This is a genomic window from Actinoplanes philippinensis, from assembly GCF_900113015.1.
GTDB lineage: Bacteria > Actinomycetota > Actinomycetes > Mycobacteriales > Micromonosporaceae > Actinoplanes > Actinoplanes philippinensis.
The window spans coordinates 26,828-50,393 of record NZ_FONV01000001.1 but is presented as its reverse complement, the minus strand read 5'-3'; the positions used below and the strand labels follow the sequence as shown (position 1 = coordinate 50,393).

Genomic DNA, 23,566 nt, shown 5'->3' with positions numbered 1-23,566 from the left:
CGTGTCGCTAAGACCCAGCCGTTACACCGTGGTCGGCGACACCGTCCTCCGCCACCCGGCCGGGCACCTGGTGCGCGCGGTGCTGCATACCGCCACCGCCCGGGTTCACCTGGTCGATCTGGATACCGCGGCCCGGCTGGACACCGCCGCCACCGGCCACGACCCGGGGGCGGCGCAGACCGCCCACGACGGTCGGCTCGCCGCGGCCGGCCTGCTGGTCGACGACAGCCGCGACGAGGCGGCCGAAGTGCTTGAGGCCGGCCGTCGCGCAGCCCGTGACCAGGGCGTGCGCGACTTCGTGGTGATGCCGAGCGGGTATTGCAACATGGGCTGCGACTATTGCGGGCAGCGTCACGAACGAACCGTGGTGACCCGTGATCACCGGTCCGCGCTGGCCGAGCGGGTCGATCGGGCGGCGAGGTCGGGCCGCTACAACCGGATCGGCGTGAGGTGGTTCGGCGGCGAGCCGCTGATGGCCTTCGCTGTCCTGCGTGACCTGTCCCAGCGCTTCGTGGCCAGCACCGCCGCGGCCGGTATCGGTTACGACGCCAAAGTCGTCACCAACGGAACCCTTCTGGACGCGCGCAAACTCCGGGCGCTGCACCTGCAGTGCCGGGTCAGCACGATCGAGGTCACCCTCGACGGTCCTGCCGAGGCGCACGACGTCACCCGGCCGATGAAGAACGGTCACGGGTCGTTCCGGCAGATCACCGCGGTCATCGCCGCAGCACTGGCTGTCGAGGAGCTCTCGGGCCTGCGGTTCGTCATCCGGTCGAACGTGGGCACCGGAAACGCCGGGCTGGCCGAACCGTTCGCGGCGGCGCTGGCCGACGCCGGTCTCGCCCACGATCGGGTGGGCTGCTACCCGGCGCCGGTCCATCCCTGGGGCAACGACGTCACAGCGGTGGCTCTGTCGCAGGCGGAGTCGGCCGCGGCGGAGATCGAATGGTTTGCCGCCTATCAACGTCATGGCCTGCGGTTCTCGCTGCTGCCGTCCCGGCCGCGTCCGGTTGTCTGCGCCGCGGTGACCCGGCACAGCGAGGTCATCGCGCCCGACGGGCGCATCTACAGCTGCACCGAGCAGCCCCTGGTGCCCGTTCACGCCGATGCGCCGGTGGGTCAGGTCGGAGTGCTGGACGCCGACGCGCTGCGCCCGCCCGGTGCGTTCGACGACTGGTTCGAAGCGGTGGCCGCCGGCGAGACCGGCTGTCGCGACTGCACGATCCTGCCGCTGTGCGGTGGGGCCTGCCCCAAGCTCTGGCGCGAGGGAACACCGCCGTGTCCGTCGCTGCGCACCAATGTGCGCCGGCGGCTCGACCTGTTCGCCATCGCCGCCGGCTACACCCCGGTGCCTCCCCGCCACCTCTCCATCAGCTCCGCATAGGCGCCGGATTCGGCTAGCAGCTGCCGGTGCGGGCCGAGCCGGGCGCCGTCCGCCTGCACCATCAGCACGCGGTCCGCTCGGGCGGCCGACGCGAGCCGGTGCGCGATCACGATCAGCGTTCCGGGCCGGGCAGCGAATGCCGCCTCGGCCACCGCCTCGGAGGCCGGGTCCAGATAGCACCCGGCCTCGTCGAGGATCACCAGCCGGGCCGGGGAGAGGTGGACCCGGACGAGGACCAGCAGCTGCCGTTCGCCGCTCGACAGCTGGGTGGCTGGATCCGTGATCTCGCCCGCGAGGCCGCCGAGCCGCTCGACGAGCCGGGATGCCCCGAGCAGCCGGATGGTCTCGTCGATGGCCGGTGGCTCGGCATCGGGGTTCAGATAGCAGAGGTTGGCCAGTACGGTGCCGGCGAACACGTAAGCCTCCTGCGGCACCAGGGCGACCCATCGGGATCGCCGGCGATCGTCGAGTTCATCGACCGGGACGCCGTCGAGGCGGACCCGCCCGGTCCGCGGACGCTCCAGCCCGGCGAGCAGGTTGGCCAGGGTGGATTTGCCGATCCCGCTGGCGCCTACGACGGCGAGATGCTCGCCCGCGGCGATCTCCAGACTGAGGCCGGCCAGCACCGGCTCGGCCGTCGCCGAGTAGGCGAACGTGAGACGGTCGACCGTCACCGCGATTCCGCCGGTGGCCGGCATCGCGGAATGCCCCGCCGCAGTCTCCGCGGTCCGGGCCGGTACGGTGCCCGATGCCTCGGCGAGCCTGGTCAACGCCGTGCCGAGCTGGGTGACGTAGGCCGAGACCGTGCCGGTGACGGCCTGCACCGCCGGCAACAGGTAACCGGTCAGATAAAGCGCGGCGCCGACCAGCTCACCGGTGCTGATCCGGCCGCCGGCGACCAGTTGCGGGCCGGCCACCAGCAGGGCGAACAGCGGAACGTATCCCCCCACGGTCACCATCGCGATCCGGAATCCGGCGGTCCTCGCCGCGGCCATGGTGGTCCGTCGCACCTCACGACCGGCCTCGTCGATCGCCGCGAGGCACTGCCCGGCCGCGTCGAGAGCGGCGACGTCCCGGGCGGCCAGCAACGACTCGCCGATCCGCGCGGTGATCCGTTCGTCGGCGAGCACCACCATGCGGCGGCGCCGCGACAACACGCGCAGCGACAGCGGGAAGACGGCCAGCACCAGCACCAGCGGTGCCAGGAACACGAGCAGGGACAGTCTGAGCGCGGCCAGGCCGGCCGCGGCGGCCAGCACCGACACGGCCAGCGGCCGGGCGGTTCGCAGCAGCGCGGCCACCAGCGAGCGGACCGACTCGACCTGACGCGTCAGCCGCGTGACGGTGGCGGCGTCGACGCCTTCGGGCCGTCCGTACCGGTCGGTGGCCCGCAGCAGAGTGGCCGACACCAAGCGGCGCACCAGGTGGTCACGCAGTGGCTCCACCACCGCCGCGAGGTGTGGGAACACGGCGCGCTCCGCGGTGGCGCGCACCAGGTGCAGCACCGCCAGCAGGCCCAGCCAGGCGAGGCCGATCCCGGGCCGGCCGGCGAGGAAACCGTGGTCGATCGCGGTCGCGGCCACCGCGCCGGCGGCCAGAGCCGGCGCCGCCTCCAGCACGGTGAGACCCGCTATCCGCACCATCGGGGCCCGAGATCCGGCGAGACCCGATCTGAGCAGCAGAACACCCGGGCTAGCCATGGGTCACCTCCGGCATCGTGCCGAGCGCCGGCCGGCCGGCCGTGTCCGCGAACAGGTCCCGGTATCCCGGGTCGAGCCAGAGATCGGAGTGCCGCCCGGCTGCCCGTACCCGCCCTCGGTCGAACCACACCACGTGATCGCAGGCCGCCGCGGTGGCCGCCCGGTGAGCCACCACCACCCGGGTACGCCCGGCGAGCAGCGTGGTGATCGCCCGGCCGACCTCGTCCTCGGTGACCGTGTCGAGCCCGGACGTCGCGTCGTCGAGGACGTAGACCCGGGCCGGCCGGACCAGCGCCCGGGCGAGACCCAGCCGCTGGCTCTCCCCGCCGGACAGCGGCGCCTGGGCCAGAGGTGTGTCGTACCCCTGCGGCAGCCGTCGGATGAAGGTGTCGGCGCGAGCCGCGCGGGCGGCGGCGAGCACGTCGGCGGACGTCAGATCGTCCCGGCCGAACCGGATCGCGTCGTGCACTGTCGTCCCGATCAGGGTGGGCCGGTCGAAGGCGTAGGTGACGGCGCGGCGCAGGTCGGGCAGTGGCACCTCGGTGACCGCGACCCCGTCGAGCAGGACCCGGCCGGCGTCCGGATCGATCAGCCGGCCGACCAGCGCGGCGGCCAGGCTCTTACCCGCCCCGCTGGGCCCGACGAAAGCGGTCGCCACACCGGGACGCAACTCCAGGTCGAGTCCGTCCAGGACCGAGTCCGTTCCCGGCCGGTCGATCGTGACGCCCTGCCACGACACCGCCCCGGGGCCGGCGGGCAGCACACCGGCGCCGCCGGCCGGAGCCGGTGTGCTGATCATGTCGGCCAGCCGGGCGGTGCCGGCCCGCACGTGGGCGATCTCGGCCAGCGCGTCGATCTGGCTCAGGGCCCCGCTCGCCAGCGCCAGATACCCCCAGACCGCGATCAGGTCGGTCGGAGCGATCCGCCCGGCGGTGATCCCGAGTCCGGCTACAGCCAGCGTCAGCACCTGAACCAGCGGCACCAGCAGTGCCAGCTGCCACACCACCCGGCGCTGGCGCCGCCACAGCGCGGATCCGGCGGAGTTCAGCGCGGGGAGGGGAGCCAGGACCCGGTCGATCTCGGTGCGCACCGTGCCCGAGGCCCGGACGGTCCGGGCGCCGGCGAGAGCGCCGACCAGCGTGTCGGCGATGCCGGACTGGATGCTCAGATACGTCGACTGGGCCGAGGTCATGCCCCGCATGAAGCGCCGGGCGGTGACCACTCCCACGGGCAGCGCCAGGGAGAAGACCAGCCCGGCGTAGATGTCGATCGTCCACAGGACGATCAGGGCGATGACCGAGCCGAGCAGTCCGGTGCAGACGGCGATGAAGGTGTACGGCAGGCTCGCGGTCGAGGTGCCCTGTGCGACGCGTGCGGTGGCTTCGCCGGGCGCCAGCGGCATCCGGTCGCCGAGCCGCAGCAGATGTCCCACGACGCGGGTCTGCAGCCACACCGCGCTGCTCGCGACCATCGTGGCGGAGAGCATCCCCATGATCAGCTCGGTGGCGGCGAGGACGGCCACGGTCCATGCCAATGCCGCGACCGGGCCACCGAGCCTGTCGAGCTGGTCCGGCCGGCCGGGCCCGGCCGTCAGATCATGCAGGGCGGCGGCCAGCAGGGCCGGTGCGGCCAGCCCCAAGGCCAGTCTCAGCAGGAGCATCAGCGCCAGCAGGCTGAGCCGCCCCGGCGTACGGGCGGCGACGGCCCGGATGAGTCGTGGACGGGTCGGGTCAGCGGGCACGGCGGCTCCTCGGGATGCGATGGCGGGACACGGCCGCCGGGGCCGGACGGCGTTCATCCGGCTCCGGCGGCCGAGGCCGGTCCTAGAACGGGTTGGACGTGATGTCGCAGGTGATGTCGCAGCTGTATCCACACGTCAGCAAGCAGCTGTTCGTGCATCCCTTGTCCAGCTCGATGATCAGTTGTGCCGACTCGCCGGCGAGCAACTGCAGAGCGTCGAGATCCAGATCGAGATCCATGTATTCACCTCCTGTCGGGCATCGTGCGGTCGCCGGTCGCGGTCCTGCCGCGACCGGCGCACGGTCCTTTCCCGACACTGATCAGCCGGTGTTCAGGCAACTTGCCGCGCAGGTCGACCTGCAAGAATCCATGCAGGTCACGGTGCATCCCTTGTCCTGCTCGATGATCAGTTGTGCCGACTCGCCGGCGAGCAACTGCAGGGCGTCGAGATCCAGATCGAGATCCATGTGTTTCACCTCCTTCCGCGCTCGGGCGTGTGGTGCGGGCCAGCCGACGGTTGCGGCCGGTTCAGGGCGCCCAGCTCCCGGCCGGCTCCAGGGCGGCCGGGTCTTGGCGGACGGGATCTGCGAGGAAGGCCAGCAGCGAGGCGGTGACCGGGTCGGCGAGGCTCGCCCGCAGCACGGAATGACCGCGGCCGGGTGCCTCCAGGTAGCGCACGGACCGGCCGGCGGCGCTCAGACGGCCCGCCAGCGCACGGCTGTGCGACACCGGGATCGCCTCGTCGAACTGCCCGTGCGCGAGCAACACCGGGACCGTGACCCGGTCGATCACCGCATCGAGATCGGCGGACCGATCGCTGAGGCCGCCGAGCCGGTCGATGAGATTGCGGACCGCCGGCCCGGCTTCGGGGTAAAGTGCCGCGGCCGAACGGAACGGCGCGATCGCGGCGCAGCCCGACCACGCCTGCGGTTCCTTCGCCGCCGCGAGCAGGGCCAGGAACGCCCCGTAGCTGGTGCCGTAGACGACAGGACGCGCGGCGTGCGGGGCACGCCCGGCGCGTAGGCCGTGGGCGAGGGCCAGGACATCGGCGACGTCCGGATCGCCCCAGGCGCCGTTTATCGCATCGGCGTGAGCCGGTCCGTAGCCCGTGCTGCCGCGCTGGTTCGGCGCCACCACCGTGAGCCCGGCCCGGACCATCAGCTGGAAGAACGGATCGAACGCGAGATCCCAGTGGGCGTCCGGCCCGCCGTGCAGCGCCAGCACCACGCCGGGGCTGCCGCGCCAGTCGGGCCCGTAGACCACGGCCTCGATCGGGCCGGCCGCCCCGGGCAGTCGTTCGACCCGGGCGCCGGACCAGCCCGCCGCACCGGCCGGCTCGCCGGCCGTGCGCAGCGCGGCGGCCCCCGGCGGCAGCCAGGCGAACCGGCATGGCTGGCCGGGCGCCGAGAAGGGCAGCCACCAGCCGTCCGGCGAGCACCCGCCGACCGGGGCGAGCACGCCGGGCGGTACCGAGATGGTGCCGGCCACACCGGTCGACAGGTCGATCCGGTGCAACTCGGAGCGAACCCCGCGGACCACGGTGAGCAGTGCGACCCGCCCGCCGGGATCCATGGCGATCGGCCTGGTCACGCCGGGCAGGCGGGTTCCGCCCGGCATCAGCCGGGCGGGACCGGTGGCGGACACCACCGCCAGCCGGTGCTCCGGCCCGGCTGGGGCGGCCCCGGCCGGGCGTGCGACGGAAAGACCCAGCAGGACGTGTTCGCCCCCGGTGGTCAGCAGATGCGCGGGGGTGCCGCTGAGCGGATCTCCGGCGGCGAGCAACGGCGTACACCGGCCGGTTGCCGGGTCCAGCCGGACGACGGTCGGCACGCCGTCCATCAGCACAGTCACCGCCAGGTGCGCGCCGCTGACCCCGGCGCCGCCGGCACGGCCGGGCAGCCGGCCCACCTCGCGCCGTACCCCGTCCGCCAGGACCGCGCTGACCAGAGTGCCGTCGCCGAGCGGCGACAGGACGGTGGCCAGCCAGCCCGAACCGTTCGGCGCCGGCAGGAACCGCAGGGGCCCGCTGTCGCCGTCGAGGGGCGTGCTGCGCCCGTCCGGGTGGACCAGGGTGACGGTCTGCTCGCCGGGCCGATAGCCGCAGTGCAGGGTCCGCCCGTCCGCCAGCACCACGAGCTGTGTCTGGCCGGCCTCGCCGGACGCGGCGACGGTGGTGGTGCGCCGTGGGCCGTCCGGGGTCAGCTGCCACAGCTCGAGCGACTGCGCCCCGGTGTGGTCGGTGGCCCGGCAAGCCGCGCGGCCGCCATCGGTGGAGAAGCGGACGACGCTCCGGGAGAGGATCATGCCGGCACCGTCCACGGACGCGGGCCGCCGTGGCCGAGACGCAGCAGGAACGCCAGGTTGCCCGCGAGGCCCACCTGATAGTCGGTGCTGAACCGCTGGCCCGTCTCGTCGGGCAGCACCATCAGTCCGCCGCGGTCCGCGTGACGGGCATACATGGCGGCGGCCAGATCGTCGGCCCGATCCCGGAACGGTGAGCCCTCCGTACCTGCCATATCGGCCACGTCCAACAGGAACTCCCCGTTCCCGGCCAGGCCGTGGCACACCGACGGTGTCGCCGTCCAGCGGGTCCGGTGCACCGCGTCGGCGGCCGCCGTGACCAGATCCCACACCTGCGGATCTCTGGTGTGCGCCCAGAGACGCACCAGGAACGTCCCGACCCCGGAGGATCCGCTGCACAGGTGGTAGCGCATGCCCGTGCCCGGTGGGCTGGAGCGGTCGGGGCGCCAGCGCGCCCCCCACGGTCCGAGTTCCGCCGCGCGGATCAGGGTGGACCCGGCCCGTTCGGCGGCGGCGAGGTAGGCGGGCCGGCCGGCATCGAGACCGGCGGCGAGCAGGAACGTGCCGACGCCGGCGACGCCGTGGGCGTACCCGAAGTGACGCAGACCAGCCAGGTTGGAGTCGAAATCGTCCGGCACCGGCCAGAACACGTCCTCGTCGAGATACTCGGCGGCCTCCAGCAGGCCGTCGGCGCATTCCACGGCCCGGTGCAAGAACTCCGGCCGGCCGGTGGCCCGCCAGAAGTGCAGCTGGGTCAGGCCGGCTCCGGCCGCACCGTGAAAGAGGTCCGGGTTCGGCCACCGAACGGGTACCGCCAGCGCCAGTTCGACGGCGGCCCTCTCGAGCGCGTCGTCCTCCAGATGCCGGCCGGCGTCGAGCAGGGCCCAGGCGGTGCCGGAACGGCCGAAGGTCAGGCCGGGCAGCGGGTTCGGGGTGCGGCCGAGCCGCGCGGACGTCCAAGCCGCGACCCGGGCGACGGCGTCGTGCAACGCCGGGCCGGCAAGTATCCGGCTGGCCGTGGTGAGCGTGCTGAGCAGTCCGGCCGAGCCGTGCTGCACGTTGCCGGGCTCGGTGCCGGCGCCGAACGGCGTCGACCGGCCCAGCCGCTTGTCGTTGCCGGTGTCGATCTCGAGCAGGAGCTGAGCCAGCCCGTCCCGCACGAGATGATCACGGATCGCCGCGTCCCATCGCGCTGGGGGCGCCGCTGCCGGCGCCGGCGTTTCGGTAAATTTGTGCCGGACCCGGGCCGTGTCCCACCGAGCGGCCGGATCGGGAGCACACAGCCCGGCGATGACCGGAGCCAGGCGCCGTGCGGCTTCATTGTGCGGTGCCTGCAGGCCCAGCACCGTCGCCATCCGCTCCGCCGCCGGGCGGACGACCGGGTCGTCCGGGGCGAAACCGGCGTTGACCCCGGTCACCAGATAGAAGAGGACCGCACCGAGGGCGAAGTGATCCGCTTCGCGCGGGGGCGCGGGGGCGAAGTTCCGGGCGGCGAGGTACTCCGGGGCGGCGTACCCCGGAGTATGGCTCAGGAAGACCCACTCGCCGGGCCGGACCGCCAGCTCGGGATCGATCAGGCGCACCGTCAGATCGGCGTCGACCATCAGATTGTTCGGGCTGAAATCGCGGTAGACCCAGCCGCGCCGATGCACCTCGTCCAGCAGGTCGCACAGCCGCTCGGCCAGGGTGATCACCTGCGCCACCGGGAGCCCGTCCGTGCCGTACGCGTGGCTGCGCTCCTGCACCCACGAGGCGAGACTGAGGCCGGGGACGAGGGTCTCCACCAGGAAGGTGTGCCCGTCCTGATCGAAGATCTCGATGAGGTCGGGGCCGAGCCCGGCGAGCTGGGTCAGCGTCACCGCCTCGGCCCGCAGCGTGTCACGGGCGTCCTGGCCGGTATGTCCGCCGCCGACGTGCGCGCGAGCCTGTTTGATCACGACGTCGGCGTCGGTGTGCCGGTCCGACGCGCGGTAGACGCCTCCTCCGGAAGAGTGCTGGATCGCCTCCCGTACGACGTAGCGGTCACGGATCAGCACCGGCCGGGACGCCGTGCCGGTCGGTTCCGGACCGGGCAGCGGCAGGTCCGCCCAGGGCGGCGGGGTGAAGGCGGGGCGGCGGGCGTCCTCCATGGTCGAGCCGTCCGGCCGGCGCAGGCGCACCTGGTACGAGCCATCGTTGGTGAGGACGCTGACCCCGTCGAACGCGCCGAACCGGTAGTGCACGATGCCGCCGCGGCGCACGGGGCGATCGGAGAGGATGGCCGGGCCGGGCAGCCCCGCGGTGACCTGGTCGAGTTCCCCGGCGAGCGCGCGGAACTGGTCGTCGTCGTGCGGGTAGGCGGTGATGAACTTGCCGCACTGCGCCCGGTCGTACCGGGTCCCGGTCAGCTCCAGCACGTGCTCGGCCCGTCCGGCGAACTTGAACGCGCAGCCGTTGCGGATGAGCACCTGCGCGGCCCGGTGCAGGACCTCCGGGGCGGACAGCGGGGTGGCCGACAGATGCAGCTTCCAGCCCTGCACCCGCGCCGGGGTGTCCTCGGGGCGCACCCGGCACCAGAACTCGTCCTCGGTGACGTTCCACTGCGCGTGCGGCGGCTGCGCGGCCAGCACCAGCTCGACGAGGCCGCGCAGCGGAAAGCTCGTCGGCATGCCCTGGTCCAACATCGTTCCTCCATTAGACATCACGCTTCAGGACGACGTCTGAATATTCTTGGACGACTGAGATCGTGTCAAGTCCCCGGTGTCGCGCAGTACGCGGCGGCTCAGCCTGGTCGACGCGATTCCATTCCACGGAACAGCGAACGCCGGACCGGCCAGGTGCGGCCAGTCCGGCGTTTCACGGGTCATCAGGCTTGCTGCCCGGCTGACCACCGACGCCCTCGGTTCATCGTCACGGCCGGTGAGGCACGGCCGGCCGGCGACGTCGTCAGCGGGTGATCGGGTCGGCCCAGGTTGCCCGCAGGAGGCCGACCAGGCCGGTGTTCGCGGATCGCTGCGCCGCCGACAGGCGCGACTCGGCAGCCCGCGCGTCATCGGCGAGAGCCGCGGCGGTGGCGGCAGTCTGCTGAGCCTCTTCCTCGGCCTGTGCCGCGGCGGCAGCGGCCTGCTCGTAGCGTCGCCGGGACTCGAGCACCCGCGACTCCCACCCGAGCGGCACCACGGCGGGGTTCGGCGTGGATTCCGCCGTGCTGTTCGCGTGCCGCCAGATCAGGTTGAGTTCGTCAACGGACAGCTGTCCACGTTGGTATGCGTTCAGAGCGGCGCGCTGCACGAGCTGAGGAGTTCGGCCGGCCGCCTCGGCATGTCTGAGCACCTGCCGGTGGCGCTGCTCCGCGATGTCGCGTGTCGTGGCAGCCCACAGGGCCCGGTCATGTGCCTGGTCGGCTTCGTCCAGCGCCCGCCGCGCCGCCTCAGCGGCCGATTCGACCTCGGCGGCCGCCACGTCCACCTCGTCGGTGATGAAAACCGGACCGCCGTGTTCCGCCTGCCTGTCGGCGATGTCGCGTTGACGGCGGGCAGCGATCCCCAGCAGCACGACAGCCAGCAGCAAGGTGGCCTGAATCGAACTGAAGACGAACATGGCAATCGTCGACACCGCTGTCCCTTTCCGCCGCCTCGCGAATGGTCGCATGCACCGCTCTACCCGCGTTGCCGCCCTCGAACGGCGTACGGCGGAACATGCCCCACTGGGCAGCGGAAAACACCTCGGACGGCCCTCTCGGCCACAGGTCCTTGCCGGCGCTGATGGTCCGCCTGTTCGGCGCGGTTCCGTGCCTGGTCAGGAGCGAGCGGCGGTGCGGTGGCCGTGGTGGTGGAAGACCGTCCAGCAGAAGATGCCGATCATGATTCCGCCGCCGATGATGTTGCCTGTGGTTACCGGCGCCAGGTGGTGCAGGAGGAAATGGGACCAGGTCAGGTCCGCGAAGTCGACGGCCTGACGCTGCCAGTTTCAGCATTGCGCTGCAAACGACCCGCGACCAGGTCATTCAGGCCGCGAACGTCATCGACTTGATCGGCACCATTGAACGCGCCGTCCTGGACCAGTTCATGCCCGCCCGCCGGCTCCGCGTCAGTCCCCGAGCAGTAATACGACCACTATCGAGATACGCGTACAAAAGACTCCGCACCTACCAGGCAACCATCGAGATCAACAATCTTGACGCCTGCCGACGGCCCGTAACTCAACGGCCTTGGGCTAAAGGGGTTCGATGACATAGCCGAATTGGGCGATCGAGCCGGCCCGGTCGATCTCGTCGAGGACATCAGGGGCGAAACTCGGTAGCGGCGGGTCATCGGACCGTCTGCGCCAGCCCGCCATGCGGACCGACTTCACCTCCAAGTCGATCTCGCCGTTCTCGGTGTGGAAGCCGCCGTCCCGCTCGAACAGCAGGATCAAAGGTTCGAAGGGGTCCTCCAGTTCGTAGGGGAGATCGGCGTCGAGCGTTGCCCGGACGGCGGCCCAGTGGAGGATGAAGGGCAGTAGACGTTTGACGCTGCGGCTTCCACGGGTGTTTGCCCGCGCCAGAACGTCGTCGATCAGGTTCTGATCGGCACGCACGGTGGAGTCCACGCACGCTGCTATGTCGAAGAAGGGGACCGGGGAGTCGCACCCGTAGACTGCTGCCCAGCGCGCTGCGCGACGGAAGTATTCCTTCAGGAGTACCGCCTTGGACCAGGCCTTGTCGCCGTGACGTTCCCAGTTGATGCCGCTCAGGTGGCTGGCCATGGTGAGTACGGCTTCGTCGGGTGTCATCTGTTCAATCCTCGCAGAGCGGCGGCAATGACCTCATCGAGGTTCGAGAGATCGGCGGCCAGGCGTAGATGAGAACCATCGAGGCCGAAGAATCGCCAGTGCGCCAGCGGCGCTTCGGGCCGGTTCGGCGAGAGCGCCGAGGAGACCGCTCAGTACATTCGTGAGGCCGGTGCCACCCGGGTTCTCGTGTTGTGGTCGTTCTACTCACCCGACGCTGCTGCGCTGGCGGAGGAGTTGGCGCAGATCCGGGGACTGGCCGACGGCCCGAACGGGACGCATCTCGCCGGGGGAGTGCACGCTACCGCCGAGCCGGTGCAGACCCTCGACGCGGGCTGGGACATGGCCGCGATCGGCGAGGGCGACCCGACCGGCATCACCGGTCTGGCCTACCGCGACGCCACGGGCAACCTGATCCGGACCGGCAAGGCAAAACAGCGCGACCTACACGACTTCCCCGGCTTCGCTCTGACGTGGGACAGGTTCAACGCCCTGGAGGTCGCCAGGGGTTGCATCTACGCCTGCCGGTTCAAACGCCAACTACTACCTATCAGGGATTCTGCGGCGAGATTTGGCGCGCCGAGCCACACGGCGGCTACGGATCAGCTTCGCAGCAGCGAAAATTACTCTATGCCAGGGTTGGAGGTCAGCAGCCAGGTGAGAGGCTGAGGTCCGGCAGGGTCGGGTTCGTACTCGCCGACGTCGTTCAGAATGTGCCGGTGGACGGTCGCTCCACCGTCGCGCTCGACGACCCAGTATCGCGGAATGCCCGCTTTGGCGTACTCGGCCTTCTTGATGATCCGGTCAGTGACTTCGGACCCGCCGGAGACTACTTCGACGGCAAGCAGCAGCCCGGACGTGCCCGCGTAGCTTGAGCGAGCGCGACGCGGGGGCATGCCTTTGGCCCACACCGTCAGGTCGGGAACGCGGCCACCGCCGACGTCGATGCCGCAGTCGGCGGCGAGTTGCTCGGCTTCATAGCCATGGCTGGCGAGCCAGAGGATCATGCGCGTCACCAGTAGCGCGTGTTCCGGGTCCGCGGGGGGCCTGATCGAGAGCACTCCCTCGGGACTCAGCTCGTATCGGTGGTTCTCGTCGGCGGCTGCCATGCTGGCGACATCGTCCAGGGTTACGTGCGTCGGCATCTTCGCGCCGAAAGCCTGAGCGCTCACCGTGCCCTCTCTGCGATTACCGAAGCCGACCCCAGCCCTCGTGTCGTCCACGATACCTGCGCGCTGACCGTCGGACGGGATCGACATGTGCACCGTGTGCGAGGTTGTGTCCGCCCGAATCCTGCCGCGCGGGCTGCTGATCGTCGGCCACCTCGACGTCGTGCAACTGGACGGCCGGGCCGTGACCGACGTCCGGCGCCGTATTACCCTCACCTGGTGCTGTGGCCGAGGCTGCGGCGGCTATGCCGAGTGGCGGAGGCGGCCTCGGCTGTGGCGCGGATCTCGCGGCTGACAAAATCGCCGCATGAGTGGTCCCGAACTGGTCCTCGTGCTGCGCTATCGCAAGGCGGTGACGTACGGCTTCCACGTGCTGCTCGGCGCGCTGGGCCAGCACGAGACCGCGACCCGGTACGAGGTGCGCTTCGGTGAGAGCGTCGAGGAGACCGCACAGCACATCAGGGAGGCCGGCAACGTCCGTACTCTCGTCCTCTGGTCCTTCTACTCGCCGGACGCGGCAGCGTTGGCCGAGGAGTTGAGTCAGATCCGCGAGCTGGCCGACGGCCCGAACGTGACGCATCTGGCCGGGGGAGTGCACGCCACCGCCGAGCCGGTGCAGACCCTGGACGCCGGCTGGGACATGGCCGCGATCGGTGAGGGCGAGTCGACGCTGCTCAGCCTGGTCGACGCGAAGGGTGACCCGACCGGGATCACCGGCCTGGCCTACCGCGACGCCACCGGCGCGGTGAAGAAGACCGGCAAGGCGAAGCAGCGCGACCTCAACGACTTCCCCGGCTTCGCCCTCAAGTGGGACAAGTTCAACGCCCTCGAAATCACCAGGGGCTGCATCTACGCGTGCCGTTTCTGTCAGACGCCGTTCATGTTCTCGGCGAAGTTCCGGCATCGCAGTCTGGAGAACATCCGCTGGCACGTCGACGAGATGCGGCGGCGGGGGCTGCGGGACGTCCGGTTCATCACGCCGACCGCGCTCTCCTGGGGCACCCAGAGCGAGGAGCCGGACCTGGCCGCCGTCGAGGAGATGCTCGCGTCCTGCAAGGAGGGGATCGGCCCGGACGGCCGGGTGTTCTTCGGCAGCTTTCCCAGCGAGATCCGGCCCGAGCATGTCAGCCGGGAGGCGTTGCGGCTGGTCAAGAAGTACTGCGCGAACAACAACATCATCGTGGGCGCGCAGTCCGGGTCGGACCGGGTGCTCGGGGCGGCCAAGCGGGGGCACGGTGTCGAGGAGGTGCGACGGGCCGCGCGCCTCGGGATCGAGGAGGGCTTCCGGATCAACGTCGACATGATCTTCGGGATGCCGGGGGAGAACCAGGACGACGTCGGTGACTCGCTGGCGCTCGCCCGGGAGCTGGCCGATCTGGGCGCCCGGATCCACGCGCACACGTTCATGCCGCTGCCGGGCACACCGTGGCGGGACGCGCCGCCCGGTGACGTCGACCCGGAGACCATCCGCGAGGTGGACCGGCTGTCCCGGCGCGGCGCCCTCTACGGCCACTGGCAGAAGCAGCGCGAGCACGCCGCCCGGCTGGCCGCGGCCGCCGAGGCCTACCCGCGCCCGGGCCGTTCCCGCACGATCCTGCCGATGGCGTCGGACTCCTGCTGAACGGACCGGCCCAGTTCGGCCGCCCGTTCCAGATGCCGGGCCTTGAGCGCCGGCCAGTCCGCCCCGGCGGTCGCCGACCCGCCGAGCACCACGAACTCGGACGTCTCGGCCCGCGCGCCGATCCGGTCGTCCAGCATGACGGCCCGCATGGCCTGGTGATGCCCGCGGACCTCGAGTTCCTCGACCGTGTAGCCGGCGGTGCACAGCACGATCGCGCGGCGGGCCGGCCGTAGCCGCATCGGCTGATAGGCCCATCCGACCGTCCACACCCGGTCGAACCAGCCTTTCAGGATCGCCGGGCAGTCGGCCCACCACACCGGATACACGAACGCCCAGACGTCGGCCGCTTCGAGGCGTTCCTGTTCGGCGGCGACGTCCGCCGGCAGCGGGTCGGTCGGCTTCCGCGTGTGCTCGGCCGCGCTCATGACGGCCGGAAAACCCACGTCATAAAGATCGGTCAGGGTGTACGCCGGAAGCGCGCTCCGAAACGAGTCGAGCACCTCCCGCGTGAAGCTGTCCGGCGAGGGATGGGCGTAGACGACATGAACCCGGCTCACCACTCGATCCTCGCATCTTCCGCTCCGTTCGGTAATGATGCCCTCACCTATCGAGGAGGTGCGATGCGGCCGGTTCTGCGCAGGCTCGACGAGATCGGCACGGTCCTGAGCGGACGGGGCGACACGATCGCGCTGCTCGGGCTGGGTTCGTGCGGCGCCCAGCCGGCCCGCCTGGACGACCATTCCGATCTGGACTTCTTCGTGGTCGTCGAGGACGGGGCGGCCTGGCGCTACCTGGACCGGACGGACTGGCTGGAGACGCCCGGCCCGGTGACGTATCTCTTCGCCCACCAGCGCGGCGGCCGCCGGGCCCTCTATGCCGACGGGGTTCTCGTCGAGTACCGGGTGCTGACCGTCGCCGACCTGGGCCGTACCCCGTTCTCCGGAGCCCGGGTGGTGTGGCAGCGCCCGGACGCCCCGGCGGGCCTGGCCACCTCCGGCGCACCGGTGCCGCGGCCACCGTTCGACACCGAGGACTACCACCTCAACGACGCCCTGGTCAGCCTCTACATCGGCCTGCACCGGGAGCTGCGCGGCGAGCGCCTGGCCGCGGCCCGGCTGATCCAGCACCGGGCCGTCGACGCGGTGATCGCCCTGCTGCGCCTGGGCGGCGGCGAGCCGCCGTACCGTGATGCCTTCGAACCGGCCCGGCGCATCGAGCGCGCCTACCCGGTGGAGGTGCTGCCGCTCGCCGCGATGGTCCCCGGGTACACGGGCAATGTGGCGGCGGCGCGTTTCACTTTCGCGTGGCTGGAGAAGCGGTACGCCGTACCGTCCGGGATCGGGATCGCCCTGCGGGAACTGATCCGTTCGGTCGATGCCTGATGATCTCCGAAACGAGGAATGTCGATCCCATGGCTGAGGTCGTTCCGAAGTGGCGTGCCGTCGTCCTCGACTTCGTCGAGCGGGCCGGCTGGTCGGCCGGTCAGGTGTTCTTCGCGACGCTGCTGGCCGGCGGGGTCGGGTCGGTCATCGACCTGCCCTGGAAGTATTCGCTGACCCTGGCCGTCAGCGCGTTCGTGTCGTCGGTGATCCTGACCGCCGTGCAGTACCTGTCGAAGCTGACGAACCTGGCGTTCTGGCCCGACCTGCTGACCCGGCTGTCCAAGACGTTCCTGGCGTCGCTGTCCGGTTCGATGGTCGCCGGGGTCTTCGACATCACCACGTTCGACTGGGAGAGTGCCCTCAACGTGGCGTTCCTGGCGACGGTGGCGTCGCTGGCCAAGGGCCTGCTGGCGCGCGAGCCGGCCGCGGCGAACGGACAGGTCCCGCCCGGGGCCAGCCCGTCCACGCTGCCGATGGGCACCTATCGGGAGGCCGTCGACCACGCCCCGCCGCCGCCGACCGTGGCGGCGACGAACCCGCCGGACGGCGCGGCCGGCTCAGTACCCGATGGGCAGGCCGGCGTAGTTCTCGGCGAGGCCGGTGGCGCCCGCCCGGCTGCCGGCGACCCAGCGTAGCTGCGACAGCTGCAGCTCGGCGTCGAACGGGTCGCCCGAGGTGTGCAGCATCGTCGTCATCCACCAGGAGAAATGCGTGCAGCGCCAGACCCGGCGCTGCGCGTCGCCGGAGTACGCGTCGGCGTACCGCGGATCGTTGTCCTTGATCGTCGCGATCAGAGCCCGGCTGAGCAGCGCCACGTCGGCGATCGCGAGGTTGAGGCCCTTCGCGCCGGTCGGCGGGACGATGTGCGCGGCGTCGCCGGCCAGGTACAGGTTGCCGTGCCGCATCGGCGTCTGGACGTAACTGCGCATCGGCAGCACGCTCTTGTCGGTGATCGGGCCCGGGGTGAGCTTCCAGCCGTTCTGCCCGTGCCCGAGCCGTTTCGACAGCTCGTCCCAGATCCGGTCGTCGGACCACGACCGCGGGTCGGTGCCGTTGGGAACCTGCAGGTAGAGGCGGCTGACGCTCGCCGAGCGCATGGAGTGCAGGGCGAAGCCGTCCGGGTGCCAGGCGTAGATCAGCTCGTCGGTCGACGGCGCCACATCGGCGAGGATCCCGAACCAGGAGTACGGGTAGACCTTCTCGTGGACCGTCGGGGAGGGCACCGCGGAGCGGCTCGGACCGAAGGAGCCGTCGCAGCCGGCGATCACCATCGCGTCGAGCCGCCTCGTCGCACCGTCCTTGCCGGTGAAGGTGACGTGGGGGGAGAGCTCGACATCGTGCAGGGCCACGTCGGAGACCTCGTAGTGGATCTCCTGGCCGCCGGCGCGACGGGCCGCGATCAGGTCCTTCTGCACCTCGGTCTGCCCGTAGACCCAGACGCTGCGGCCGGTCAGGTCGACGAAGTCCAGATGGTGCCGTTCGCCCGGCCACTGCAGGTAGATGCCCCGGTGCTCGTCGCCCTCGGCCCGGATCCGGGCACCCAGCCCGGCCGCCTCCAGCAGTTCCACGCTCGAATGCTCGAGGATGCCGGCCCGGATGCGGGCCGCGACGTACTCCTCCGACCGGGTCTCCAGCACGACGGACTCGACCCCGCCCTGGGCGAGGAGGTGGGAGAGGAGCAGGCCGGCCGGGCCGGCGCCGATGATGGCGACCTGGGTACGCATGCCCCCAGCGTTGTGTCCCGCCCGGCCGGGACACAAGACCCTATTTCCACTGAACGGAAGGACCCGCCAGGGTACGGCTGATCCCGTGCGCCGCCACCTGCAGCGCCGACACCAGCCGGGGAAGCTGCCGCCGCAGATCGGGCACCACCATGCCGAGCGCCGCGACCACGGTGTCGCCGTTGCGCACCGGCACCGCCACCGAGCACGCGCCCAGGCTCATCTCCTCGCCGGTGGTGGCGTAGCCCTCGGCCCGCACCCGCCGCAGCTGCTCCAGCAGGCGCGCCGGCTGCGTCACCGTGTACGCCGTGATCCTGGTCAGGCGCTGCAGGACCTCCGCGCGCACCTCCTCCGGCGCGTAGGCGAGCAGCACCTTCCCGACCCCGGTGGCGTGCATCGGCAGCCGGGACCCGACCCGGCTGACCACCGGCACCGACACGTGCCCGGCGAGCCGTTCCACGTAGAGCACCTCCAGCCCGTCGCGGACCGCCAGATGCACGGTGGCCAGCGTCGTGCCGTAGAGATCGTGCAGAAACGGCGAAGCGGCCTGGCGCAGGCCGCTCTGCACCGGGGCGAGCAGGCCCAGCTGCCAGATCCGGCGGCCGATCACATACTCCCCGTTCGGCTCACGGGCCAGCGCGCCCCACCGGTGCAGCTCGCCGACCAGCCGGTGCGCGGTGGCCAGCGGCAGGCCGGTCCGGCGGGCCAGATCGGTGAGGGACAGGCTGCGGTGCTCGCCGTCGAAGGCGCCCAGGATGTCCAGCGCACGCGAGGTGACGGTGGCGCCCACTCGGCCCCCCTTCCGCTCAACGGAAGAACTTTATCGCCGACGGCCGTCCGACCGCCTAGCGTCCGGAGCGTGAACATGGAGTCGTCACAAGCTGACATCAACCGGGAGATCGCGGCCGCCGCCCAGCAGCCGGGCGGGCCCCAGCCGAAGATCGACTACCCCCCGTACCGCAGCAGCCTCCTGCGGCATCCCAAGCAGCCGGCCCACCTGGTCGACCCGGAGTCGGTCGAGCTGTGGGCGCCGGTCTTCGGCCACCGTGACGTCGCCGACGACGAGGCCGACCTGACCATCCAGCACGCCGGCACCCCGCTCGGCGAACGCATCGTGGTCACCGGCCGGGTCCTCGACGGCGACGGCCGCCCGGTCGCCGACCAGCTCGTCGAGGTGTGGCAGGCCAACGCCGCGGGCCGCTACCGGCACCAGCGCGACCAGCACCCGGCGCCGCACGACCCCAACTTCACCGGCGTCGGCCGCATGCTCACCGGCCCCGACGGGACGTACCGCTTCCAGACGATCAAGCCGGGCCCGTACCCGTGGCGCAACCACGTCAACGCGTGGCGGCCCGCGCACATCCACTTCTCGATCTTCGGCACCGACTTCACCCAGCGCCTGGTCACCCAGATGTACTTCCCCGGCGACCCGCTCTTCCCGCTGGACCCGATCTACCAGTCGATCACCGATCCGAAGGCCCGGGACCTGCTGATCGCCCAGTACGACCATGATGTGACCACCCCCGAGTGGAGCACCGGGTACCGCTGGGACATCGTCCTGACCGGCACCCACCGCACCCCGCTCGAATCGGACATCGAGGAAGACAACGCATGAGCGCCGTTCCCGGCCAGACCGTCGGCCCGTTCTTCCACCTGGGCCTGGCGTACGACGGCATGAACGAACTGGTCCCGCCCGGCCACCCGAAGGCGATCCGCCTGCACGGCCACGTCTACGACGGCAGCGGCGCCCCCGTGCCCGACGCGGTCCTGGAGATCTGGCAGGCCGACCCGCAGGGCCACATCCCGCGCCGGCCCGGCTCCCTGCGCCGCGACGGCTGGACCTTCACCGGCTGGGGTCGCGCCGCCACCGGCCCCGACGGCCACTACCAGTTCGCCACCCTCGAACCGGGCGCCACCGACACGGGCCGCCCCCCGTTCTTCGCCGTCACCGTCTTCGCCCGGGGCCTGCTCGACCGCCTCTTCACCCGCGCCTACCTCCCCGACGACGAGGCGGCGCTGGCCACCGAGCCGCTGCTCACCGCGGTGGACCCGGCCCGGCGCCCGACGCTGATCACCACCCGGGAGCCGGACGGCCTGATCTTCGACGTCCACCTGCAGGGTCCCGGCGAGACCGTCTTCCTCACCTACCCCCGCCTCCGCGACGCCTGGTCCTGACGCCGGCACCACGCGGCGGGGGAGCGGTGGGCACGGTCGGTGAGGCGGAGGATGATGTCGGTCGAGACGGGCGACGACCTCGGAGGTACGCCGTGAGCGATCTGTTGTGGCCCGGCGACGACCGGGCCGGTGACCTGTTCACCGATGCGGCCGTCCTGGCCGCGATGGTGCGTGCCGAAGCCGCCTGGCTGGCCGCGCTGGTCCGGCACGGTGTCGCCCCGGCCGAGGCCGCCGACGACCTGGCCGGCCTGATCGGCGCCGGCGACGTGTCCCTGGTGGCGGCCGGCGCCGAGTCCGGCGGCAACCCCCTGATCCCGCTGCTGAAACTGCTCCGCAGCCGGCTGGAGTCGCGCAACGCGGCCGCCGCCCGATGGCTGCACAAGGGCCTGACCAGCCAGGACGTCGTCGACACCGGCCTGGTCCTGTGCCTGCGGGACGTCACTGCCCGGGTCCGTGACGACCTGGCGCTCCAGATCGCCGCGCTGGTCCGGCTCGCCGACGGGCACCGGGACACGCCGATGCCGGGGCGGACCTTGACGCAGTACGCCGTACCGATCACTTTCGGTCTTAAGGCATCGACCTGGCTCACCGGAGTCCTGGACGCGCGGGACCGCCTCGCCGTGACCGCCACCCTGCCGGCGCAGATCGGCGGCGCGGCCGGCAGCCTCGCCGCGCCGGCCGCCCTGGCCGGCTCGCCGATCGTCGCCCGCGAGCTGGCCGAGACCACCGCGGACATGCTCGGCCTCCCGGTCCGCGAACCGTGGCACACCGCCCGCGCCCCGCTCACCGGACTCGCCGACGCCCTGGTGACCTGCACCGACGCGTGGGGCCGGATCGCGAACGACGTGCTCGTCGGCGCCCGCCCGGAGGTCCACGAGCTGTCCGAGGGCGCGGTCCCCGGCCGGGGTGGCTCGTCGGCCATGCCGAACAAGCAGAACCCGGTCCTGTCGATCCTGATCCGCCGGGCCGCGCTGGCCGCGCCGTTCCTGGCCGCGACCGTGCACGCCGCCGCCGCGGCCGCCGTCGACGAGCGTCCGGACGGCGGCTGGCACGTCGAGTGGTCCACGCTGCGCACGCTGGCCCGGCGCACCGTGACGGCCGGCGCCCAGACCGCGGAGCTCCTGGCCGGCCTGCAGGTGGAGACATCGTGGATGACCGCGAACCTGGCCGCCGCACGCCCCGGCATCGACGCCGAACAACGCGCGATCACCCCGGGGGCGGCGCACGGCGAGCCCTACCCCGGCACGATCGAGCAGATCATCGACGCGGCGCTGGCCCGGGCCGGGAGCACTCCGCGATGACATCCGAGGAGAGGCATTGCTGACCGCCACCACCTTCACCGACGCGCCCGGCCGGCCGCTGCTGCTGCTCGGCCCGTCCGTCGGGACCAGCGCCGCGACCCTGTGGGCGGCGTGCGCGGACCGCCTGTACGGCCGCTACCACGTGGTCGGCTGGGACCTGCCCGGCCACGGCGCGAGCGCCCCGGCGACCGGCCCGTTCACCATCGCGGACCTGGCGCGGGAGGTGCTGGCGCTGGCCGGCCGGATCCGTCCCGGCGAGGCGTTCCACTACGCGGGCGACTCGATCGGCGGCGCGGTCGGCCTGCAACTGCTGCTGGACGCGCCGGACCGGGTCGCCGCGGCCGCGCTGCTCTGCACCGGCGCGAAGATCGGCGAACCCGCGATGTGGCACGACCGGGCCGCGCTGGTCCGGGCGGAGGGCGTCGAGTCGGTGGTGGCCGGCGCCCGTGAGCGCTGGTTCGCGCCGGGCGCCCCGCCCCCGGCGGCCGAGTCGCTGGTGGCGGCGCTGCGGGCGACCGACGCGGAGAGCTACGCCCGGGCGTGTGAGGCACTCGCCGAGTTCGACGTGCGGGACCGGCTGCCGGAGATCGCCGCCCCGGTCCTCGCCGTGGCCGGCGGGCACGACAGGCCGACCCCGCCGGACAGCCTCCGCGCGATCGCCGACGGTGTCCTGCACGGCCGCCTGGTCGTCCTCGACGGTGTCGCCCACCTGGCCCCCGCGGAGAGCCCGGAGGTCGTCGCGTTCCTGCTGGACCAGCACTTCGACGAGCAGCGGTCGGCCGGCATCGCGGTGCGCCGGGAGGTGCTCGGCCCGGCACACGTGGACCGGGCCACCGCCGGGACCACCGCGTTCACCCGCGACTTCCAGGACATGATCACCAGGTACGCCTGGGCCGAGATCTGGACCCGTCCCGGCCTGGCCCGCCGCGACCGTTCGCTGATCACGCTCACCGCCCTGATCGCTCTCGGACATCACGAGGAGCTGGCGATGCACGTACGAGCGGCCCGCACCAACGGCCTGTCCGACGACGAGATCAAGGAGCTGATCCTGCAGACCGCGGTCTACTGTGGTGTGCCGGCCGCCAACACGGCGTTCCGTATCGCCCAGAAGGTCCTGGACACCCCCTGAGGCGAGGCCCGCTGCGGCACAATGATCGTCGTGAATCCCGCACGCCAGATGTGGCGGATCGTCGAGCCACTGCACGCCGTCCTCTACTACGCGCCCGAGGTCTACGACGAGGCGATGCAGCTCGGCTACCCCGTCGACGTCCGCTGGCCCAGCTATTTCGCCTGGCGGGCGGCCCCGCTGGGGGCGGCCGGGCCGGCTGCGGTGTCGTCGGCGTTCTACAGCTTCAGCCCGCGGATGGTCGCCGAGCACGTCCCGGCGGCGTGGCGGGTCAGCGCGCCGGCGGCGGTCCTGGAACGCCGGTGGCCGGCGATCGACCGCGCGTTGCGGGCGTTGCTCGGCGACACGGTCGACGGCCCGGAGGTCGCCGAGGCGGCAGCCCTGGCCCGCCGTGCCGCGGAGGCAGCCGACACGACGGGCCGCCCGCTGGCCGCCGCGAACCGTGACCTCGGCTGGTCCGGCGCCCCGCACGTCGACCTGTGGCAGGCCGCGACGCTGCTGCGCGAACACCGCGGCGACGGCCACATCGCGGCCGCGCTGACGGCCGGGTTCGGCCCGTGCGAGCTGCTGGTGTCGTTCGCCGCCGCCGGCGCCGCCCCGGCCGAGGTCTTCGCGAGCCGGGGCTGGACCACCGAGGAGTGGACCGCCGCCCAGGACTCCCTCACCGTCCGCGGCTGGCTGCACCCCGACGGCACACCCACCGAGGCCGGCGCCGCCGCCCGAGCCGACCTCGAATCCCGCACCGACACCCTGGCCGCCGCCCCCTGGCGCGAACTGGGCCCGGCCACCGGCCGTTTCGCCCAGCTGACGGGCCCGCTGGCCGCCCGGATCGCCGCCTCCGGCCTGCTGCCCAAGCAGAGCACGCTGGGCATGGGCGCCCCCGCCCGGGCTCCCGGCCAGCAGTGACGGCGCCCCAGGCCTGATACCCGGCCGCTCGCCGCCGGATGGATCGGGCCGGGGCCACGGCGCCGCCCTCCCGGCCGATGCCGCTGACGGACCGCACGGATGGCCTGCGTGCGTCCGACGAGGCAGGCGATCCGGTCCGGCTGACGACCTTTTCCCGGTACGGCCACGAGGAGGAACCGTGAGCTACCCCGCGACAGGGCGACCACTCGCGGCCGCCCGGCGACCGCCGGGCGTATGCGGTGGCCAAGGTCCGAGGCCGCCGGTCGCTCGGACCCGAGTGGCCACAGCCGG

General features: G+C 72.1%; 22 protein-coding genes. 10 read left to right on the top strand and 12 right to left on the bottom strand.

From position 1 onward, the window contains the following. Nucleotide 1 precedes the first annotated feature (1 nt). Nucleotides 2-1,384 (top strand): radical SAM/SPASM domain-containing protein, encoded by a 1,383-nt coding sequence (locus BM290_RS00245; protein ID WP_093608707.1) that lies wholly within the window; start codon nucleotides 2-4, stop codon nucleotides 1,382-1,384. On the opposite strand, the gene BM290_RS00240 is transcribed toward BM290_RS00245, so the two are convergent. From BM290_RS00240 to BM290_RS00215, 8 genes are all read right to left on the bottom strand, one after another. Then, nucleotides 1,339-3,084 (bottom strand): ATP-binding cassette domain-containing protein, encoded by a 1,746-nt coding sequence (locus BM290_RS00240; RefSeq protein WP_093608705.1) that lies wholly within the window; start codon nucleotides 3,082-3,084, stop codon nucleotides 1,339-1,341. The two genes, BM290_RS00245 and BM290_RS00240, sit on opposite strands and share 46 nt — an antisense overlap. Beyond that, nucleotides 3,077-4,825 carry an ATP-binding cassette domain-containing protein gene (locus BM290_RS00235; protein WP_177319519.1) on the bottom strand — a complete coding sequence of 583 codons (1,749 nt, stop codon included), beginning with the start codon at nucleotides 4,823-4,825 and terminating at the stop codon, nucleotides 3,077-3,079. Before BM290_RS00235 ends, BM290_RS00240 begins: the two co-directional genes overlap by 8 nt. 82 nt (nucleotides 4,826-4,907) lie before the next feature. Then, on the bottom strand, nucleotides 4,908-5,063 hold the full coding sequence (locus BM290_RS47985; protein ID WP_177319518.1) for a hypothetical protein: 156 nt from the start codon (nucleotides 5,061-5,063) through the stop codon (nucleotides 4,908-4,910). An 81-nt stretch (nucleotides 5,064-5,144) separates the two neighbouring features. After that, nucleotides 5,145-5,291: a hypothetical protein gene (locus tag BM290_RS47980; RefSeq protein WP_177319517.1), complete on the bottom strand. Its 147-nt coding sequence runs from the start codon at nucleotides 5,289-5,291 to the stop codon at nucleotides 5,145-5,147. Between the two features lie 61 nt (nucleotides 5,292-5,352). Further along, entirely contained in the window at nucleotides 5,353-7,128 is a 1,776-nt protein-coding gene (locus BM290_RS00230; RefSeq protein WP_143133543.1) for an alpha/beta hydrolase family protein, read from the bottom strand. Next, nucleotides 7,125-9,788: a class IV lanthionine synthetase LanL gene (gene lanL / locus BM290_RS00225; RefSeq protein ID WP_177319516.1), complete on the bottom strand. Its 2,664-nt coding sequence runs from the start codon at nucleotides 9,786-9,788 to the stop codon at nucleotides 7,125-7,127. Before lanL ends, BM290_RS00230 begins: the two co-directional genes overlap by 4 nt. A gap of 262 nt (nucleotides 9,789-10,050) precedes the next feature. Then, on the bottom strand, nucleotides 10,051-10,719 hold the full coding sequence (locus BM290_RS00220; RefSeq protein WP_143133542.1) for a hypothetical protein: 669 nt from the start codon (nucleotides 10,717-10,719) through the stop codon (nucleotides 10,051-10,053). Between the two features lie 600 nt (nucleotides 10,720-11,319). Continuing rightward, on the bottom strand, nucleotides 11,320-11,877 hold the full coding sequence (locus BM290_RS00215; RefSeq protein WP_093608695.1) for a hypothetical protein: 558 nt from the start codon (nucleotides 11,875-11,877) through the stop codon (nucleotides 11,320-11,322). 189 nt (nucleotides 11,878-12,066) lie between these two features. Between BM290_RS00215 and BM290_RS00210 the strand changes: the two genes are divergently transcribed. Next, the gene (locus BM290_RS00210; RefSeq protein WP_239143353.1) at nucleotides 12,067-12,543 is read left to right on the top strand and encodes a radical SAM protein; all 477 of its coding nucleotides are present in this window, start codon (nucleotides 12,067-12,069) and stop codon (nucleotides 12,541-12,543) included. On the opposite strand, the gene BM290_RS00205 is transcribed toward BM290_RS00210, so the two are convergent. After that, nucleotides 12,498-13,133 carry a Uma2 family endonuclease gene (locus BM290_RS00205; protein WP_239143359.1) on the bottom strand — a complete coding sequence of 212 codons (636 nt, stop codon included), beginning with the start codon at nucleotides 13,131-13,133 and terminating at the stop codon, nucleotides 12,498-12,500. The two genes, BM290_RS00210 and BM290_RS00205, sit on opposite strands and share 46 nt — an antisense overlap. Before the next feature lie 217 nt (nucleotides 13,134-13,350). On the opposite strand from BM290_RS00205, the gene BM290_RS00200 reads away from it, so the two are divergent. Then, entirely contained in the window at nucleotides 13,351-14,664 is a 1,314-nt protein-coding gene (locus tag BM290_RS00200) for a TIGR04013 family B12-binding domain/radical SAM domain-containing protein (RefSeq protein WP_093608693.1), read from the top strand. On the opposite strand, the gene BM290_RS00195 is transcribed toward BM290_RS00200, so the two are convergent. Continuing rightward, nucleotides 14,607-15,221, bottom strand: a complete 615-nt coding sequence (locus BM290_RS00195) for an NAD(P)H-dependent oxidoreductase (protein ID WP_177319515.1) — start codon at nucleotides 15,219-15,221, stop codon at nucleotides 14,607-14,609. The genes BM290_RS00200 and BM290_RS00195 overlap by 58 nt on opposite strands. 63 nt (nucleotides 15,222-15,284) lie before the next feature. Here BM290_RS00195 and BM290_RS00190 point away from each other — a divergent pair, with 63 nt between their 5' ends. Both BM290_RS00190 and BM290_RS00185 read left to right on the top strand, forming a co-directional pair. Continuing rightward, on the top strand, nucleotides 15,285-16,046 hold the full coding sequence (locus BM290_RS00190; protein WP_177319514.1) for a hypothetical protein: 762 nt from the start codon (nucleotides 15,285-15,287) through the stop codon (nucleotides 16,044-16,046). Nucleotides 16,047-16,075: 29 nt separating this feature from the next. Continuing rightward, nucleotides 16,076-16,681 carry a holin gene (locus BM290_RS00185; RefSeq protein WP_177319513.1) on the top strand — a complete coding sequence of 202 codons (606 nt, stop codon included), beginning with the start codon at nucleotides 16,076-16,078 and terminating at the stop codon, nucleotides 16,679-16,681. On the opposite strand, the gene BM290_RS00180 is transcribed toward BM290_RS00185, so the two are convergent. Beyond that, a complete protein-coding gene (locus BM290_RS00180; protein ID WP_093608685.1) occupies nucleotides 16,604-17,770 on the bottom strand; it encodes a 4-hydroxybenzoate 3-monooxygenase in 1,167 nt (388 codons plus the stop codon). The two genes, BM290_RS00185 and BM290_RS00180, sit on opposite strands and share 78 nt — an antisense overlap. Nucleotides 17,771-17,810: 40 nt before the next feature. Next, the gene (locus tag BM290_RS00175; protein WP_093608683.1) at nucleotides 17,811-18,557 is read right to left on the bottom strand and encodes an IclR family transcriptional regulator; all 747 of its coding nucleotides are present in this window, start codon (nucleotides 18,555-18,557) and stop codon (nucleotides 17,811-17,813) included. Nucleotides 18,558-18,632: 75 nt separating this feature from the next. Here BM290_RS00175 and pcaH point away from each other — a divergent pair, with 75 nt between their 5' ends. From pcaH to BM290_RS00150, 5 genes are all read left to right on the top strand, one after another. Continuing rightward, the gene (gene pcaH / locus BM290_RS00170) at nucleotides 18,633-19,382 is read left to right on the top strand and encodes a protocatechuate 3,4-dioxygenase subunit beta (RefSeq protein WP_093608681.1); all 750 of its coding nucleotides are present in this window, start codon (nucleotides 18,633-18,635) and stop codon (nucleotides 19,380-19,382) included. Further along, complete coding sequence (gene pcaG, locus BM290_RS00165) at nucleotides 19,379-19,942, top strand: protocatechuate 3,4-dioxygenase subunit alpha (protein ID WP_093608679.1); 564 nt, start codon at nucleotides 19,379-19,381, stop codon at nucleotides 19,940-19,942. The genes pcaH and pcaG overlap by 4 nt, the downstream gene beginning before the upstream one ends. A gap of 92 nt (nucleotides 19,943-20,034) precedes the next feature. Then, nucleotides 20,035-21,243: a lyase family protein gene (locus BM290_RS00160; protein ID WP_093608677.1), complete on the top strand. Its 1,209-nt coding sequence runs from the start codon at nucleotides 20,035-20,037 to the stop codon at nucleotides 21,241-21,243. 16 nt (nucleotides 21,244-21,259) lie between these two features. Next, complete coding sequence (gene pcaDC, locus BM290_RS00155; RefSeq protein ID WP_093608675.1) at nucleotides 21,260-22,372, top strand: bifunctional 3-oxoadipate enol-lactonase/4-carboxymuconolactone decarboxylase PcaDC; 1,113 nt, start codon at nucleotides 21,260-21,262, stop codon at nucleotides 22,370-22,372. Between the two features lie 30 nt (nucleotides 22,373-22,402). Beyond that, nucleotides 22,403-23,275, top strand: a complete 873-nt coding sequence (locus BM290_RS00150) for an SCO6745 family protein (protein WP_239143354.1) — start codon at nucleotides 22,403-22,405, stop codon at nucleotides 23,273-23,275. Nucleotides 23,276-23,566: the final 291 nt, after the last annotated feature.